16 protein-coding genes are annotated in these 17,655 nt (G+C 31.4%); 3 read left to right on the top strand and 13 right to left on the bottom strand.

Going from position 1 to position 17,655, the window contains the following annotated elements:
- Positions 1 to 392: 392 nt before the first annotated feature.
- Together ABD766_RS12030 and ABD766_RS12025 are read left to right on the top strand one after the other, a co-directional pair.
- A complete protein-coding gene (locus ABD766_RS12030; protein WP_344816914.1) occupies positions 393 to 1,454 on the top strand; it encodes a mannose-1-phosphate guanylyltransferase in 1,062 nt (353 codons plus the stop codon).
- Positions 1,455 to 1,518: 64 nt separating this feature from the next.
- Positions 1,519 to 5,319, top strand: coding sequence for a T9SS type B sorting domain-containing protein (locus ABD766_RS12025; RefSeq protein WP_344816913.1), 3,801 nt, complete (start codon positions 1,519 to 1,521; stop codon positions 5,317 to 5,319).
- A gap of 1 nt (position 5,320) precedes the next feature.
- On the opposite strand, the gene ABD766_RS12020 is transcribed toward ABD766_RS12025, so the two are convergent.
- The 7 genes from ABD766_RS12020 to gcvP all read right to left on the bottom strand — a co-directional run bounded on the left by ABD766_RS12020 (position 5,321) and on the right by gcvP (position 12,999).
- The gene (locus ABD766_RS12020) at positions 5,321 to 6,085 is read right to left on the bottom strand and encodes an ABC transporter ATP-binding protein (RefSeq protein ID WP_298308861.1); all 765 of its coding nucleotides are present in this window, start codon (positions 6,083 to 6,085) and stop codon (positions 5,321 to 5,323) included.
- 3 nt (positions 6,086 to 6,088) lie between these two features.
- Positions 6,089 to 6,838 carry an MlaE family ABC transporter permease gene (locus ABD766_RS12015; RefSeq protein ID WP_344816912.1) on the bottom strand — a complete coding sequence of 250 codons (750 nt, stop codon included), beginning with the start codon at positions 6,836 to 6,838 and terminating at the stop codon, positions 6,089 to 6,091.
- A gap of 76 nt (positions 6,839 to 6,914) precedes the next feature.
- Positions 6,915 to 7,763: a glycosyltransferase family 2 protein gene (locus ABD766_RS12010; protein ID WP_344816911.1), complete on the bottom strand. Its 849-nt coding sequence runs from the start codon at positions 7,761 to 7,763 to the stop codon at positions 6,915 to 6,917.
- Positions 7,764 to 7,829: 66 nt separating this feature from the next.
- A complete protein-coding gene (locus ABD766_RS12005) occupies positions 7,830 to 8,360 on the bottom strand; it encodes a methyltransferase (protein ID WP_344816910.1) in 531 nt (176 codons plus the stop codon).
- Positions 8,361 to 8,447: 87 nt separating this feature from the next.
- Positions 8,448 to 9,509 carry a 3-oxoacyl-ACP synthase III family protein gene (locus tag ABD766_RS12000; RefSeq protein ID WP_344816909.1) on the bottom strand — a complete coding sequence of 354 codons (1,062 nt, stop codon included), beginning with the start codon at positions 9,507 to 9,509 and terminating at the stop codon, positions 8,448 to 8,450.
- Positions 9,510 to 9,630: 121 nt separating this feature from the next.
- Positions 9,631 to 10,011: a group III truncated hemoglobin gene (locus tag ABD766_RS11995; protein ID WP_344816908.1), complete on the bottom strand. Its 381-nt coding sequence runs from the start codon at positions 10,009 to 10,011 to the stop codon at positions 9,631 to 9,633.
- 144 nt (positions 10,012 to 10,155) lie between these two features.
- Positions 10,156 to 12,999 (bottom strand): aminomethyl-transferring glycine dehydrogenase, encoded by a 2,844-nt coding sequence (gene gcvP / locus ABD766_RS11990; protein ID WP_344816907.1) that lies wholly within the window; start codon positions 12,997 to 12,999, stop codon positions 10,156 to 10,158.
- 172 nt (positions 13,000 to 13,171) lie between these two features.
- Between gcvP and ABD766_RS11985 the strand changes: the two genes are divergently transcribed.
- On the top strand, positions 13,172 to 13,987 hold the full coding sequence (locus ABD766_RS11985) for a UbiA prenyltransferase family protein (protein ID WP_344816906.1): 816 nt from the start codon (positions 13,172 to 13,174) through the stop codon (positions 13,985 to 13,987).
- Here the strand turns inward: ABD766_RS11985 and ABD766_RS11980 are convergent.
- The 6 genes from ABD766_RS11980 to ABD766_RS11955 form a co-directional block, all read right to left on the bottom strand.
- The gene (locus tag ABD766_RS11980; protein WP_344816905.1) at positions 13,970 to 14,422 is read right to left on the bottom strand and encodes an SRPBCC family protein; all 453 of its coding nucleotides are present in this window, start codon (positions 14,420 to 14,422) and stop codon (positions 13,970 to 13,972) included. The genes ABD766_RS11985 and ABD766_RS11980 overlap by 18 nt on opposite strands.
- A gap of 374 nt (positions 14,423 to 14,796) precedes the next feature.
- Positions 14,797 to 15,237: a hypothetical protein gene (locus tag ABD766_RS11975; protein ID WP_344816904.1), complete on the bottom strand. Its 441-nt coding sequence runs from the start codon at positions 15,235 to 15,237 to the stop codon at positions 14,797 to 14,799.
- Complete coding sequence (locus tag ABD766_RS11970; protein WP_344816903.1) at positions 15,234 to 15,980, bottom strand: thiol-disulfide oxidoreductase DCC family protein; 747 nt, start codon at positions 15,978 to 15,980, stop codon at positions 15,234 to 15,236. Before ABD766_RS11970 ends, ABD766_RS11975 begins: the two co-directional genes overlap by 4 nt.
- Entirely contained in the window at positions 15,977 to 16,687 is a 711-nt protein-coding gene (locus ABD766_RS11965; RefSeq protein ID WP_344816902.1) for a YqjF family protein, read from the bottom strand. The genes ABD766_RS11970 and ABD766_RS11965 overlap by 4 nt, the downstream gene beginning before the upstream one ends.
- Positions 16,684 to 16,968: a hypothetical protein gene (locus ABD766_RS11960; protein ID WP_344816901.1), complete on the bottom strand. Its 285-nt coding sequence runs from the start codon at positions 16,966 to 16,968 to the stop codon at positions 16,684 to 16,686. Before ABD766_RS11960 ends, ABD766_RS11965 begins: the two co-directional genes overlap by 4 nt.
- Before the next feature lie 62 nt (positions 16,969 to 17,030).
- Positions 17,031 to 17,534: a GbsR/MarR family transcriptional regulator gene (locus ABD766_RS11955; protein ID WP_035125619.1), complete on the bottom strand. Its 504-nt coding sequence runs from the start codon at positions 17,532 to 17,534 to the stop codon at positions 17,031 to 17,033.
- Positions 17,535 to 17,655 lie beyond the last annotated feature (121 nt).

The raw sequence follows: 17,655 nt of genomic DNA, 5'->3' as shown, positions 1-17,655 counted from the left end.
TTTTGGAACTATAATATCGATTATTTTATTGATTTTCCCATATTCCATTTTTGATAGAACAAAAGAATTTCCATTATATGATAGTTTTGAATATATTAATATTGTTTTGACAGTAAGTTTTTTAGTTTTATTATTCCTTCAACTACTCTTTCTTATAAATATAGTTGTATCACTAATTAAAAAAATGAAGTCGTTTCGTGCTTCGAGATTACATAAATAATCAACAAGAACCAAGACGGTATAAATTTTATTATTTTTTTAAATGTCAACTTCCAAGAAGAAATAACTCTTTATCTTTACATACTAACAATTCATCGAAGACAAGTAGCATTTAAAAGAATGAAGTTTTAAACAAGAAATTTTACAAATACATTTGCAAAAAAAATAACAAAATGAACAAAAATTATTACGCAATATTAATGGCTGGTGGCGTTGGTTCACGATTTTGGCCAGTTTCTACAACAGAATTTCCTAAACAATTTCACGATATGTTGGGTTCTGGGCATACTTTAATTCAGAAAACTTTCAGTCGTTTGTCAAAATTAATTCCTGCAGAAAATATTTTTATATTGACTAATGAATTGTACAATGATTTAGTTTTAGAACAATTGCCAATGGTTAAGCAAGAACAAGTTTTGTTAGAACCAGCAATGCGTAATACAGCACCATGTATTTTATATGCGTCATTGAAAATTCAAAAATTGAATCCTAATGCAGTTATGGTAGTTGCACCAAGCGATCATTGGATTGAAGATGAAGATGAATTTGCAAATAATTTGAAACAATGTTTTGATTTTTGTGAAAAAGAAGATGCTTTAATGACTTTAGGTATTCAACCAACATTCCCAAATACTGGTTTTGGTTATATTGAATTTGATAAATCTGATGCAAATCCTATTAAAAAAGTAAATCAATTTAGAGAAAAACCAGATTATGAAACGGCAAAATCATTTTTAGATGCTGGAAATTTTCTTTGGAATGGTGGAATTTTCATTTGGAGTGCGAAATCAATAACTTCAGCTTTTGACAAATTTCAACCACAAATGAGTGCTTTGTTTTTGAAAGGAAATGAAAGTTATAATACATCATCTGAAAAAGACTTTATCAATCAAAATTATGCTTCTGCTGAAAATGTTTCAATTGATTATGCTGTAATGGAGAATGCTAAAAATGTATATGTTCTTCCAGCAACTTTCGATTGGAATGATCTAGGAACTTGGGGACAATTGCATGAAAAAATTGATAAGGATGAAAATAATAATGGAGTTATTAATGCCAAAGTTATTTTAGAAAATGCTTCAAACAATATAATTCGTTCCGATGCCAATAAGATTATAGTTGTCGATGGTTTACACGATTATATCATCGTTGATAAAGAAGGTGTTTTAATGATTTATCCAAAGTCTAAAGAGCAGGATATTAAACGAATAACAGGTTTAGCAAATAATTTGTAAGTAATTTTATAAAAAATAGCGCAACCTTTTGTAAATTTATACATCTAATGTAAAAATACAATTTATGAAAGGCACAAGAACTATAAATCAATTACATCTAATTTTCTTTCTTGTATTTTTTTTCCAATTTTCATTTGCACAATTGTCAAGTTTTAGTTTGGTTGTTGCAAAGACCGATGAGACATGCACAGGAAATGGTTCCTTGAGTTTTAATGTTCAAAACACCACACCTGGAGCAACAATTGTTTATTCAATTTATTTGTTGCCAAATGTAACTACTCCAATTGCGACAACTTCCAATACAACCTTTACAGGATTGCAATCAGGTAATTATGCAGTTATTGCAACTCAAACGTTGGGTAATTTATCTAACACTGCCCAACAAAGCATTCAAATAAATGATACAAGAGTTTTACTTACTTATCAAGTTACAAGTTTGCAAACAAGTTGTGCAATTGGAACAATAGTAGCGACTGTTTTGACTGGAAATCCAGTAACATATGAAATAACTTCTGGACCTGTTATAAGACCACCTCAAGCTTCGAATTTGTTTCCTGGATTAGGACCTGGAACCTATAACATTAGAGTTAACGACGCTTGTGGTGAAGGTGTTGTTCAGACCTATACCTTAAGTTTTACTAATCCGCCTAATCTCACTTTAGGTGACTTTATCAAAACCTGTGCATTAAATACTTGCAATACAATATCAGGTACCTTTTTAGTAACGGCTGATTTAAATACTTCAATAAGATATCCACTTACTATTCAAACTACAACATTTCCTCCTTCTGGTGGTGCTCCAATTATTCAAAGTCAAACTTTGAGTTCTGGAAGTTCTAGTAGTCAATTAGTGTCTTTAATTGTTCCTTTTTTTCATGCTCAAAATTATAATTTTAATATACAAGTAACAGATGCTTGTGGTAACATTTATGCTAACAATGCTATTCCAATTTTTGGTCAACTTACAGCAAATTCGCAGCAATTATATGCCAATTGTATTACTGGAATAGAAGTTTCACTTTGTGATTTTTTACCGCCTTATACATCAAGTTTTATTTCAGCTCCTGCTGGTTTTAATCCTACACTTTTTAATAGTAACCATCCTGGGCCATTTAATTCAAGTGTTTTAGTTTATAGTTCAAACAGTATAAATGATTTACCTGTTGGTAACTACACTATTCAGATTGTTGATGCTTGCGGAAGATCAGTACAAACTCAGGTTTCAATAGTAGCTGTTTTGCCCGGATTTGAAGTTTTGCCAGTCCCTAATTCATGTGCAGGTGACGCTATTGTTAAAATACCAAATGGTGGTCCGTTAGTTACGTCTGTTATAATGACGAGCGGACCTTCAACAATAAATCAAACTTTTCCTTACAATGTTTCTTTTAATATAAATTCAGGTGTTTTTACAATGCAGTTGCCTTCTGGAACCTATAACTTTACAGGTACTGATGTGTGTGGAAATAGTTTTCAATATGAAATAATAATTTTGCCAAGAGTTGTATCAATGACGGCAGCTGGAAACATTTTTCCCGGCTGCACTTCTAACGATGGGATAATTACGGTTACAAGTGCTGGAGGGACAATATCTTCGATTAGAATTACTAGTGCGCCAACGGCTTTGAACCAAACATTACCTTATTTGGTTCCACTAGCTAATCCAAATAGTATGTATGTTCAGATAACTAATTTACCAGCTGGAAATTATACTTTAGCGATAACAGATAATTGTAATCAGGTATATACTTTAACTGCTACTATTTCTAATGTAGTTTCTAATGATCCATTAGTGTTATTGGATAGAAAAGGTTGTGGAGTAGGCTTTGATTCTATTGGATTAATAAGTCCAAACGGACCACTTCAAGTAGTAACTATTATTGCAGCACCTTCGACTTTTTCTTTTTCGTTACCTTATAATGTTAGTTTTAATATTGCTCCTAATGGCATATTTTATATGAATTCTTTACCAGAAGGAACCTATACTTTCTATTCTAAAGATATTTGTAATGTAGAAAGAACAGAAACTAGGTTATTAACTGGATACCTTACAACTACCGAGGATATTCAGGTTGTTTCAAATTGTGGCTCGTTTGATTTAATATTAAATTATAATGATAACAGTGCTTATTTATCTGAGTTTTGGTTACAAAAATACAATTCTATAACAGGACAATGGGTGCATCCAACAACTGGAGTAGTATATCCAACTAACTCAATGCCAACTTCAAGTAATTCAATTAACTTAATAAATAATACCACAAATTTAAATATAGCTGCTACTGGGCAATTTAGAATTTTGAAAACTTATGAATATTTTTCTAATGGAAGTCCAAGTTTGTTAAAATGTATAGAAAACATAAGAAGTTTTGAATATAATGGTGGGTTGCAAATAACAGCAGCTTACTCGCTACCTTGCGTCAATCAAGGGACACAAATTATAATTGTTGCCAATGGAATTCCTCCACTAACCTATAGAATAACTACAAAAGATGGTTTGCCTTTTGTAGTAAATAATGGTACTTCAAATATTTTTTCTGGATTACAACCTGGAATTTATAATTTTCAAGTGCAAGATACTTGTGGAAATATTGTTAATCGACTTTTTGATATAACAACTTTGCCAGAACCTTCAATAACAGCTAGTAATTTATGTCAAGGTCAATCAGGTGAGTTGTCAGTTCAGGCATTTTCTTTTTTAAATTATCAATGGTGGAAAGGAACAAATACGACTACTATTTTAAGTACTACAAATGTTTTAACATTCAATCCATTTAATGGAGTTACAGATGCAGGAACTTATTATGTTAGAATTTATTCAACAATTCCAGGTTCTTGTGTTGATAGAATTTTATCCTATACAATTCCTTTGAGCACAATTCCCAACGCTGGTTTAGATGGAAATTTGGTGCTTTGCGGAACATCAAATTCAGTTAATTTATTTACATTATTGAATGGAACTTACGACACAGGAGGCGTTTGGCAAGAAATTACAAATAGCGGTATGTTATCAGGAAATAACTGGTTACCACTTGGAATTCCTTATGGAGTCTACAATTTTAAATATACGGTTTCAGGATTTTGTAATGCTATAGATGAATCTTTTGTATCAATTACTTTTAATCCTATTCCGATGGATCCAATTGTTGATGTTGATTCTAATTATTGTAGTGGTGATGACATTCAGTTTTTTACAGAAACTATTCCAAATGCAACTTATCAATGGACTGGACCTAATGGTTTTACGGCTACAACACAGAATTTAGTTTTTAACGATAGCACCACAATTTTATCTGGGAATTATACGGTTACAGCTAATTTAAATGGTTGTACCTCTTCAACAACTAAAACAATTTTGGTAAAACCTATTCCTCAATTTACTATTGAAGCTAATTGTATTAATAATAATTTCACAATTTCTGCAATACCTTCTAATGGAACATTTTCAAGCTCAGATACTTTCTTGTGGTCAGGTCCAGATGGTTTTACTAGTGTTGTAAATCCAATTCAAATTTCAAATAAACCAAAAGGAACTTATTCTGTTGTTATTACAAATATCGATGGATGTAGCACGTTTCAATCAGTGGAAGTTTTAAGCACATTATGTACTATTCCAAATGGGATATCTCCAAATGGTGATGGTCTTAATGACTCTTTTGATTTATCAGGATTTACAGGAATTCGTGAGATAAAGATTTTTAGTCGCTATGGAATGGTTGTATATGAACAAGAAAATTATATTGACCAATGGCATGGACAACAAAAGAATAGTGACAAATTATTGCCAGACGGAACTTATTATTATTTGATTAATTTTGAAAATAGCGAACCAAAAACAGGTTGGGTTTATTTGGTAAGAGAGTACTAAACTATTCTTCTTTATTTTGTGCTTTTCTAATTTTTTTAAACAAGTTAGAAGAATAAACAAAATCAACTATAGCTTCATTATCAGTTTTGAAGATGTCTTTTTTGGAACCTTCCCAGGCAAGAATTCCATTTTTAAGAAAAATGATTTTGTCTCCAATCTCCATAACGGAGTTCATGTCGTGAGTATTTACAACTGTTGTTATATTGTATTCAACAGTAATTTCATGAATCAAATTATCAATTACAATAGCTGTTTTTGGATCTAATCCTGAATTGGGTTCGTCACAAAAAAGATATCTTGGATTGTTTACAATAGCTCTTGCAATAGCTACTCGTTTTTGCATTCCACCTGAAATTTCTGAAGGTTTTTTATGATTGGCATTAACTAAATTAACTCTATCTATTACAGTGTTTACTCGTTCTCTAATTTCTTCAGGAGATTTAGTAGTAAACATTTTTAATGGAAAACCAATGTTCTCTTCAACGGTCATGCTGTCAAACAAAGCACTTCCTTGAAAAACCATTCCAATTTCTGTTCTTAAGGCACGTTTTTCATCCGCAGATAGTTCAGAATAAATTCTTCCATCAAAAGATATCGTACCAACATCAGGAGTAAAAATTCCTAATAATGATTTTAATAATACAGTTTTACCAGAACCACTTTGACCAATAATCAAGTTGGTTTTACCAGCATCAAAAGTTGCCGAAATTCCTTTTAAAACTTTAGATTCTCCAAAAGATTTTTCTACGTTCTTTACTTCTATCATCGGTTAATTGGTTAAAAGTAATTGAGTTAAAATATAATTCACCAAGATGATTACTACAGATGTCCAAACAAATGAAACGGTACTTGCTTTACCAACTTCTAACGCTCCACCTTTCATGTAATAACCATGAAAAGAAGGAATTGTAGCTAGAATCATAGCAAAAACAACTGTTTTTATAAAGGCATAAGTGATATGAAATGGAATAAATTCGGTTTGAATTCCTTGTATAAACTCATTACTTGCTGTAAAACCACCGTAAACTCCAGCCATCCAACCGCCAAGAACGCCAAGAAACATTGCTATTCCAATCACAAATGGATATAATAAAAGCGCGATTATTTTTGGGAAAACTAGATAATTTAATGAATTTACACCCATTACTTCTAAAGCATCAATCTGTTCAGTAACACGCATTGTTCCTATACTTGATGTGATAAACGAACCCATTTTTCCTGCCATAATGATGGAAATAAAAGTAGGAGCAAACTCTAAAATCACAGATTGTCTTGTGGCAAAACCAATAAGATATTTTGGAATCAAAGGATTAGTTAAGTTTAATGCCGTTTGAATAGAAACAACACCTCCAACGAAAAAGGAAATAAAAGCAACAATCCCAAGGGAATCAATTACTAAATCGTCAATTTCTTTGAAAATTAATCCTCTCATAACCGACCATTTTGTGGGTTTATTGAAGACTTCTTTCAGCATTAAAAAATACCTACCTATTTGCGTTAAATAACGAATTAACATCATTTTATTAGTGTTCAGTGTTCAGTTTATAGTTGGCAGTAAAAATACTATAATTTTATGTGAAAGATGGATTAAAATTTTAAAACAATTTCTCTTTCATCTTCTGAAGTCGGTAATTACGGATAAATTTAGCTTGTTCGTCAGTAACTAAAAGCGGTTTTTTTGATGATTTTGCCTTCCAAAAACCTTTTATGTAGTCTATAAAAAGGAGTGGTTTTTTCTTCATCATCGCCAATTTTAGAGAAGCTATAGTAGTAATCCAAAATCCGTAACCTAAGGAATAAAAGGCTTCACCTTGTTTGTAACGAGCTGTTTTGTTGTAGTTTGCTCCAGTTGGTTTTAAGTGTTTTACATGTAAATTTTCATCGGTAACCACTTTCCAATTGTAGAATTTACATAATAATTCATCAACGGTATCCCATCCCATTTCAGGTTTTAATCCACCAATTTGTTTGAAAGTTTCTTTTCTGTAGGCTTTTAATGCTCCGCGAATATGGTCTTTATCAGTAAGATTTTCTAAAATCCATTCGCCATTTTTTTCTATGTAGCAAAAACCGCCTGCCATTCCAATTCGTTCATCTGATAGGAAATGTTTTATAATGGTTTCAAAATAATTATTAGGAAAAATCAAATCGGCATCTGCTTTTACAATAAAATCATAGTTTTCATCCAAAGTTTCTAATCCTTTTTGAAATGCTTGAATTACTTTACTTCCCGGTAAATGAATGGCATCAGAAGTTTTATTCACCAAAGAAATAAAAGGATATTTTGAAACAAATGAATTGACTACATCTTCTGTTTTATCCGTAGAATTATCATTCACAACTACAATTTTAGTAGGCAAAACAGTTTGTTCAACCAAGGATTGAAGTGTCAAAGAAATTAAGGCTTCTTCGTTGTGTGATGGAATGACGATGTAGTAGTTCATATTAAAAAATTCCAATATTAAAAATTCCAAATTCCAATAAAAAATTGAAAAGTTGGAATTTGGGATTTATTTTTTGGGATTTCTTTCCGCAAAAACAATATAATATCTTGGAGTAAAATACCTTAGCAATGGTCTGAAACCAAGTTTCTTAACTGGGTGTGTGAATTTTTCTCTTGCAGTAATTATCCAACCTGTTTTTTCTAAAAGCCAATCTAGTTGCCAATCTTCAAATTCATGGTAATGTCTGTCCCACATATCGGTTTTGCTTCGGTAAGCAGGAGAAAACCATAAACGTAGCGGAATCGAAATCAGCAATTTATCACATTTTACATTTTGTAAAACAGTATAAGGATTTAGTAAATGTTCGAAAATTTCAAAAGCAGTAAAAACAGTATAAGTTTCGTTCTGTAAAGCCGTTTGGTCGTTGTCTAAATCTTCACCTTTAGTGTTTTTTACAGTATAACCATTCTCTTCCATAATTTTAGAAAAAGGATTGGGAACACCTAAATCAAATATGGTTTCTGAAGTAGCAACGTGCTTTTGTAAAAATTCTAAAGTATGCTTAAAGCGTTTATTTGGAAATGTTTTTTCGTACATTCTTACTGTTTGTAGTTTAGTGTTTATTGTTTTTGGTTCTGCAAAATTAACTATTAACCATTAACAATAAACAACAAACTTAAAAAATTACATCTTGTAAACAATCGCATTGATATTCATTCCGGCGCCAACCGATGCAAATAGAATTACATCACCTTTATGAATCTCTTGATTTTCAATTTTTCCTTTAATCAAAGAATCGTATAAAGTTGGAACAGTTGCAACACTTGAATTTCCTAATTTATGAATGCTCATTGGCATAATTCCTTCAGGTGGCGTTTGTTCGTATAATTTGTAAAAACGTTGAATAATCGCTTCATCCATTTTTTCATTAGCTTGATGAATCAATATTTTTTTCACTTGATTGATGTCAATTCCAGTTTTATCTAAACATTCTTTCATGGCTTTTGGAACATTGCTCAAGGCAAATTCATAAATCTTTCTACCATGCATTTTTATGTAACGAACATCAGGGTCATGGTCTTTGTTAAAGGAATTTCCAAAGAATAAATAATTGGCTTCATCATAAGCATAAGTAGCCGATTCATGAGCTAGAATTCCTTCTGCTTCACCATCAACTGCTTCAATGATTGTTGCGCCAGCACCATCAGAATAAATCATTGAATCTCTATCATGTGGATCGGTAACTCTTGATAATGTTTCAGCACCGATAACCAAACATTTTTTTGCCATTCCGGCTTTGATAAATGCAGTTGCTTGAATAACACCTTCAACCCAACCTGGACAGCCAAACAACATATCGTAAGCAACACATTTTGGATTTTTTATACGTAAGTCGTGCTTTACTCGAGTTGCCAAACTTGGAAGTAAGTCTGCTTGAATAGCTCCTTTTTTCTGGTTTCCAAAATTGTGAGCAAATATGATGTAGTCTAGAGTTTCAGGATCAATTTTTGAGTCTTCAATTGCTTTTTTTGCAGCAATAAAAGCAATATCAGATGTCAATAGATCATCAGAAGCATAACGACGTTCCTCAATTCCAGTAATTCCGTAAAATTTTTCTGTAATAACTTCATTTGGAAGTGGAAACGGCGTTCCATCTTCGTTCAAGAAAACATGATTTGAAAAGTCTTTATTGGTTACTATTTCTGTTGGAATATAACTTCCAGAACCTGTTATTTTTATGTTCATTTTTTACAAATTATAGAACTAAATTATTAATAAAAACCTTTGCTTGTATCGAAACAATTGTTAATGTGGAATAAATTATGAATTAAACAAAGAATGATAGGTAAAATTATTGATGTCGTAATTATTCCGCTTTCTGCTGAGCGATTTTTATTTGCATAATCGTTGAAAGATTGTGTGCCATATTTTTCATTCTTTCACAATTAAAACCTTCAAAATTTTCGTTTATGGCTGCTTCAAAATGTGTCAACCAAATTTCAAACAATTCTTTTGATAAATAAGATTTCATATTTACATCCAAATGAATCTGAGTTAAATTATTAAAATAACCGCCGGTTCCAAAAATGGCTTGAGACCAAAAAGTCACTAAAATAGGTAAGTGTTCCTCCAACTTTATTTTGACAACATCAGTAAAAATGTAACTGATTTTATCATCAAATAAAAGTTTTTTGTAAAAATCCTCTACAATAATATATAAGTCATCTTGATTTTGAACGTCATTCATTTCAGAAAAAATTAAAGTGCAAAGTTACACGATTCCAATTTCAATAGGCTGATTTATGTCATATTTATAAAAGAAAAAGGTTTCAAAAATTAATTTGAAACCTTTAAACTTCGTATTTCTGATTTTGTACTTCGTACTTACAATTTACATATATGCTTCAATAGGAGCACAGCTACAAACTAAATTTCTATCACCATAAGCATCATCTACACGACGAACACTTGGCCAAAATTTATTTTCAGCAATATAATCCAATGGATAGGCAGCTTGTTCTCTAGTGTATGGGAAAACCCAAGTATCGGCAGTTAACATGTTTAATGTATGTGGTGCATTGTGCAATACATTGTTAGTTTCTTCTTTAGTTGCAGCTTCAATTTCTTTTCTAATTGAAATCATGGCATCACAAAAACGATCCAATTCCGCTAAATCTTCTGATTCTGTTGGTTCAATCATCAAAGTTCCTGCTACTGGGAAAGAAACTGTTGGTGCGTGGAAACCATAATCCATTAAACGTTTTGCAATATCGGTAACTTCAATTCCTTTTTCTTTGAAAGCTCTACAATCTAAAATCATTTCGTGAGCTGCTCTTCCCATTTCTCCTGAATATAAAACTGGATAGTGCGATTCTAAACGCGTTTTCATATAATTGGCATTCAAAATTGCATATTTTGTTGCATTTGTAACTCCTTCTGAACCTAACATAGATATATATCCATAAGAAATTAAGCAAACTAATGCCGAACCATAAGGCGCGGCAGAAATAGCCGTAATCGCTTGATCTCCACCAGTAGGAATAATTGGATTGGTTGGTAAAAACGGAACTAATTTTTCGTTTACACAAATTGGTCCAACACCTGGTCCACCGCCACCATGAGGAATAGCGAATGTTTTGTGTAAGTTCAAGTGACAAACATCAGCACCAATTGTTGCCGGATTTGTTAATCCAACTTGTGCATTCATGTTTGCACCATCCATATAAACTAAACCACCATTTTCATGAATAAGTTCTGTGATTTCGCAAATAGCGCTTTCAAAAACACCATGTGTTGAAGGATAAGTTACCATTAACGCTGATAAATTATCTTTATGTTCGATGGCTTTTGCTCTTAAATCTTCTACATCAATATTACCGTTTTCCATTGTTTTGGTTACGATAATTTGCATTCCTGCCATCGCTGCCGAAGCTGGATTAGTACCGTGAGCAGATGATGGAATCAAACACACATTTCTGTGATCATCACCACGAGATAAATGATAAGCACGAATTGCCATCAAACCTGCGTATTCTCCTTGCGCACCTGAATTTGGTTGTAAAGTTGTTCCTGCAAAACCTGTAACTACATTCAATTGATGCTCTAATTTTTTAAGCATAATTTGGTAGCCTTCCGCTTGTTCAATTGGAGCAAATGGATGAATACTGTTCCAATTTGCCATTGATAATGGTAGCATTTCGGCTGCAGCGTTCAATTTCATCGTACATGAACCTAATGAAATCATGGAATGATTTAACGATAAATCCTTACGTTCTAATTTTTTGATATAACGCATCAACTGACTTTCAGAATGATGACTATTGAAAACATCATGCGTTAAGAAAGTTGAAGTTCTTTCTAATGATGATGGAATGTTATTAGTTGAAGATAATTCAGAAACTTTGAAACTTTCTTTGCCTGTTGCTTCTGCAAAAACGGCAATGATTTGATTCAAATCTGAAATTGAAGTTGTTTCGTTTACTGATATTGAAATGGTTTCACCATCTATATAAAAGAAATTAACTTCATGTTTTTCTGCAATTGCTTTTACTTTTAAAGCATCAGCTTTTACAGAAATTGTATCAAAGAAAGAAGTATTTACATTATAAACGCCCAATTTGTTTAAAGCATCTGATAAAGTTACAGCAGAAGCATGAACTTTATTAGCTATATATTTCAAACCTTTTGGTCCATGAAAAACGGCGTACATTCCAGCCATAACAGCTAATAAAACTTGAGCTGTACAAATATTAGAAGTTGCTTTTTCACGTTTGATGTGTTGCTCACGAGTTCCTAAAGCCATTCTCAAGGCACGATTTCCGTTAGCGTCTATTGTAACGCCAATGATTCTTCCTGGCATCGAACGTTTGTGTTCTTCTTTAGTTGCAAAAAAAGCAGCATGTGGTCCGCCATAACCCATCGGAATTCCGAAACGTTGTGAAGTTCCAACTACTACATCAGCACCCATTTCTCCTGGAGGTGTTAATTTCACTAATGATAAAATATCTGATGCTACAGCCACTTTTATTTCTTTTTCATGAGCTTTTGCTATAAAATTGGCATAGTCATTTACTTGACCAAATTTTCCTGGATATTGTAAAATCGCTCCGAAAAAGTCAGTAGAAAAATCAAATGTTTCGTGATTTCCAATTACTAATTCGATTCCTTTTGGAGTTGAACGTGTTTGTAAAACCGATAAAGTTTGAGGTAAAATTTCTTCAGAAACGAAGAATTTACTAGCATTGTTTTTCTTTTGATCACGTGTACGAACATCAAATAATAAAGCCATTGCTTCAGCAGCTGCAGTTCCTTCATCAAGAAGTGATGCGTTTGCAATTTCCATTCCAGTTAATTCAATTATCGTAGTTTGATAATTCAAAATAGCTTCCAAACGACCTTGAGCAATTTCAGCTTGATAAGGTGTATAAGCTGTGTACCATCCTGGATTTTCAAAAATATTTCTCTGAATAACCGCAGGTACAATTGCTGGATGATATCCCAAACCAATATACGATTTGAAAACTTTATTTTTCTTTCCTAATTCTTGAATGTGCGTTAGGTATTCATATTCAGTCATTGGAGCATCTAAATCCAAGTCTTTTTTTAGACGGATATTGTCTGGCACAGTTTCATAAATTAACTGGTCAAGACTTTCTACTCCTATGGTTTTAAACATATGTTGTAGGTCGTTCTCACGTGGACCTATGTGGCGTAATGCAAATGAGTCTGTTTTCATTTAAATAATTATATATATAAAGTTTGTGTGTTGTTTAGAATCTGAATCGAGTTCAGATTTAAGCAACAAAAGTAATTATTAAACTTTTATTTTTAAGTTAAACAAAGGGTAATATTTTGAGAAATTGTTAACTAAAAACAAGGTTTATTAACATAATGATTAGTTTTGTAGCATGCGATTTTTTAGAAAACTTTTCGGTTTTTACATCAATTCAAGCATTCATGTGGCTTTGTCTGTTTATGCTTTGGTGCAGTTGACGCAAATTTTGTTTACCATTTCTAATGATTTTGCGACTTCTTACTTTGCTTTTTTTGGAACAATTGTGGGTTATAATTTTGTAAAATATGATGCTTTAGCGAGAACAAAAAAAGTACAAATGTCGCTTCAATTAAAAGGAATTGCCTTTTTGAGTTTTCTATCTTTGATAGTTACTGGATATTATTTTTTTCAACTACAAAAAACCACACAAATCATTGGTTTTGTATTTCTCGCCATAACATTGTTATATACTTTACCGTTCTTTCCCAACAAAAAAAATGCTCGAAATTGGGCTGGATTTAAAATTTATATTGTGGCTTTTTGTTGGGTTGGTGTGACGCTTTTTCTTCCTATAATTAATAACTATTTGCCCTTTACAAATTATGTTTTCTTGGTCGCAGCACAACGATTTATATTGATTTTTGTATTGATATTAATCTTTGAAATCATCGATTTGAAGTTGGATGATCCGTATTTGAAAACCGTTCCGCAACAGATTGGAGTTTTAAAAACGAAGCGAGTTGGAGTTGTATTGATGATTTTATTCGTGTTGTTAGAATTTCTATCGTCTGATTTTAGAATCGAATTTTTAGCTTTGAAATTGGCTTTGGCAATCACAACGATTGTGTTTTTGTTGTTTTCAAATGAAAATCGGCCTAGATATTATGCTTCATTTTGGGTTGAAAGTATTCCTATATTTTGGTGGTTGTTTTTAGTGGTTTTCGGCTAATTCTTTTAAAACGCTGTTTCGTTCAGTAATAAAATTGGTTAAATGTTTTTTCAGTATAAGTAAATCAAATAATTTTCCAAAAATACCATACGGCGTTTGATATTGTATTTTATCAATCATCATTACAAAGCCGTTTCCATCGATAAATGAATGTTCGTGTTTGAAGGATTTAAACTTACCTTCGACCATTTCATCCACAAAATAATCATAAAGGTTCATCGCAGAAATAATGCTTTTGTGCGTTAAATAAAATCCGAAATGTTTGCCACGCCAAGTAACGGTTTCGTTTACATTTATCAAACCAGAAGTTACTCCGTCAATAACCGTTTCGTTAGATTTTGCTGTGGATAATTTATGAATATCGATGTTTCTTGATAAGTCGAAAATAACTTGTTTGGATGCTTTAATTTTGGTTGAAAGGTTTATTGTGGTCATTTTATCTTTTTAATTTAAATAATAAGCCAATGAAAATTGAAGTTAATAAATAGGCTGAAATTAATTCTACTTCATCAATTCCAAATATTAAAGCAAAGGAAATAATTATTCCAATTGCATAAAATAGTATCAATATAAATTTTGATAATTTTAAATCTATGTTCTTTTTTCCAAGAAAGTAATATAGAAAGCCATACAAGACGTGTGTTGGGGTAGAGAAAATTAGACTAAAAATAATTGTGATTGGATATACTTCGACTAATCCAACAACGCTTTTTAAATTTTGATTGAAAATGCAAAATAACTCTAGAACAAATGGTGAAATAAAAATTGTTCCAATTCAATGCTTAAATAAGTAACTCCAATTCATAATTTTACAATTTATAATGTCCAATTAAATTATGAATAAAAAGTAATGTGTTTACTATTGCAAAAAGAACAAAAAGTGTATTCATAAAATAACTTCCAACTTTAAATAATGTTCTTTTTGGGATTTCATACATTGGATAATAGGCAATTTGTGTAGCAACTTTTCCAACCCAATAAGCTGCAATTAATCCTGTTAAAGTAACAGCTAAAGCCGATTGTTCTTTTAATTCGTTTGTGAATAAAATTGCTATTATGCCGAAAGAAAAGTTCAGTCCTTGAATATATCTTCCGTAGGTTTTTGCAATTTCTTGATTAAGTGGTTTGAGTTGTTTTACATCATTATACCAATCAAAAACTTGATGACGGATGTAAGGATAAATTAGCGCTGTAAAAATTTGACCAATTCCACTAAGTATAATCAGCCAGTTTGGGATTGTTATGTTCATTTTAGGTTAGATTTCATGATTTGTATTCTTCTTACGATTTCAATTATTGTGATTGAAATTATAAAGTAAAAATAGATTTGAAAAGTAATTTCTGGAAGATTCACAAATGATTTTAAAATAATAATTGGTAGTAAAAGAAGTGATCCAAACAGAATGCTGGTTGTAAAATTACCCAGATAATTAAGTACAATTTCTTTTGTGAATTTTAATATTAGAATGTTTTGAATCAATAGTAGAACAGTTGTCAATAATAGTGTTTTTGAAAATACAAAATTATCGTTGAATTTATTTATTAGTAAACTTGATGTTGCTATTGCAAACAAAATGTACAATATTCGATATTTATAATTAAAATCAGGAACACATTGCAACTTGATTTCTTGTTTAATTTTACTTGGTATGATTACTTTTCGATTGTAAGAAATGAAGGAATACAATTTTTTCAGAAAGTATTTTATTGGTTTTAAATTTCCGATTTTCTCCATCCAAGGAAATGAAAATCCGATAACTTTTAGTAAGCTGTCTATTCCATAAATTACTGTTTTGTTCTCGTTATCTACTAATGCAATTTCGTTAGAAGCACGTTTGACATCAATAAAATTTTGCTCTTCAGCAGATAATTGACAATAGGGTTTCTTGCCGTTTTCGTCCAACATTCCAGCTTTTATAAAACCAGAAGTATACACACGACAAAGTGGACAATCTTCGTCAAATAACAAGGTTTGGTTTGCAAGTGTTTTCATCTTATAGTTTTTTTACCTTCAATGGTGATTTTTGAACCTAAAGCGAGAAATTCAGATGATGGTTTTATATCCTCTAAAAATTTGAAATCTTTACCATAAATACTTTCGAAATCTACATCAATTTTTGAATCGATTACTTTTAGTTGTTTCCAACTTGGATGCGTAACTTCGTATTCGATTGTTTTATTTTTATTGAATTTTGTGTAGCCAAAATAATGTTCGGTTATAAACTCAGCTTCGGAGTTTTCTTCAATTGGAATCGAATTTTTCTCGGTAGTCATTGTAATCGTATTCCATTTAGAATCTTTAAACCATTCGTATTGAAACCTTTTTGATATTTCATTTTCAGTTCTTGAGTGACGCATTTTCAACGTTTGATAATGTTCGTTGTATAAAGTATTAGCAATAATTGTGACGGCATGTTTTGGAACAATTTCTTTAACGAATACAACGCCTCGTTTCCAAATTCCATCCTCGAATCGTTTTACATAAAATCGCAAATTGACTTCTTCAAAATTCACATGAAATGGAACTTTGATTCCTAAAACTTTTACGTTTTCAAACATAAATCCGATTAAACTGATGTAACATTTGCCATTCCATAAATCGAGTTCAGTGCCTTTTGGAACATAATTTTCTAAAATTTTTGGATCGATTTCGTAATTAAACATCGCTAAATCATTCCATTCTGCGGTTAGGAAGCTCATAATTTAATTTTTTGAAAGTGAATAATATAAGTCAAGAAAAAAAGTAGAAAGATAGGTATTGAGAATAGCCAATCCATTGAACTTCTGTCCCAAATTAAAAAGAATGTGATTACTAAAGCAAAATAGATATAAATCAATTTGTTCTTAGGGAAAATAAGGAAAAAGAGTAGTGCTGCAAAGACTTGAATAGCACCTGTGATTGCTAATCCATAAGCGCCAAAAATCAGAAACAGTAAGGCAATGCCATTGATTATTCTTATTATTTTTAGAGGAATTTCCATGATTTCTTAATTGTTTTAAACTTTCAGAAAAAAATGAAAGTTTTGATTAAATTTTTTTACTCTTATTTCATAATTTTAACGACTAATTTTGCCAACCAATTGTCTTTGTATTCGGTCATTTTGTCCAACATATTATCTGCTTTTAGAACAAAATCATACAATTTAGTAGTTTGATCTACAAAATGTTTTTCTTCGGCAGTATTATCTGATGTTATTGATGAAACTTCTTTTAATACTTTCAATGCAGGTTTGATTTCTCGTTTGCTACGTTCTCTTGAAATTTTTACAGCTAATTCATCCAAATCTTTTTCTGCTGTAAAATATTCGCGTCTTTCACCAGCTTTGTATTCTTTATAAACTATTCCCCAATCCATTAATGCTCTTAAATTCATTGAAGCATTTCCTCGAGAAATTTGCAATTCTTCCATAATGTCTTCCATCGAAACTGCTTCGTGTGAAACCATCAAAAGCGCATGAATTTGAGCCATGGTTTTGTTAATTCCCCATTGACTACCTAATGCACCCCAAGTTTGAACAAATTTATTTTTAGCTTCTTTGAATTCCATTTTGATGGTTATTTCATTTTGATAGTACAAAGATATATAAAAGTTTTTAAAGTTTCAAAAAAAAATGAAAGTTTATTTTAAAAAGTAACCGAAGCTTTAACTTCGGTCATTTTCTATATTT

The organism is Flavobacterium cheonanense (genome assembly GCF_039539185.1).
Classification (GTDB): domain Bacteria; phylum Bacteroidota; class Bacteroidia; order Flavobacteriales; family Flavobacteriaceae; genus Flavobacterium; species Flavobacterium cheonanense.
Note: the sequence above shows the minus strand (reverse complement) of the source record. Positions and strands in the feature narration are given on the sequence as shown.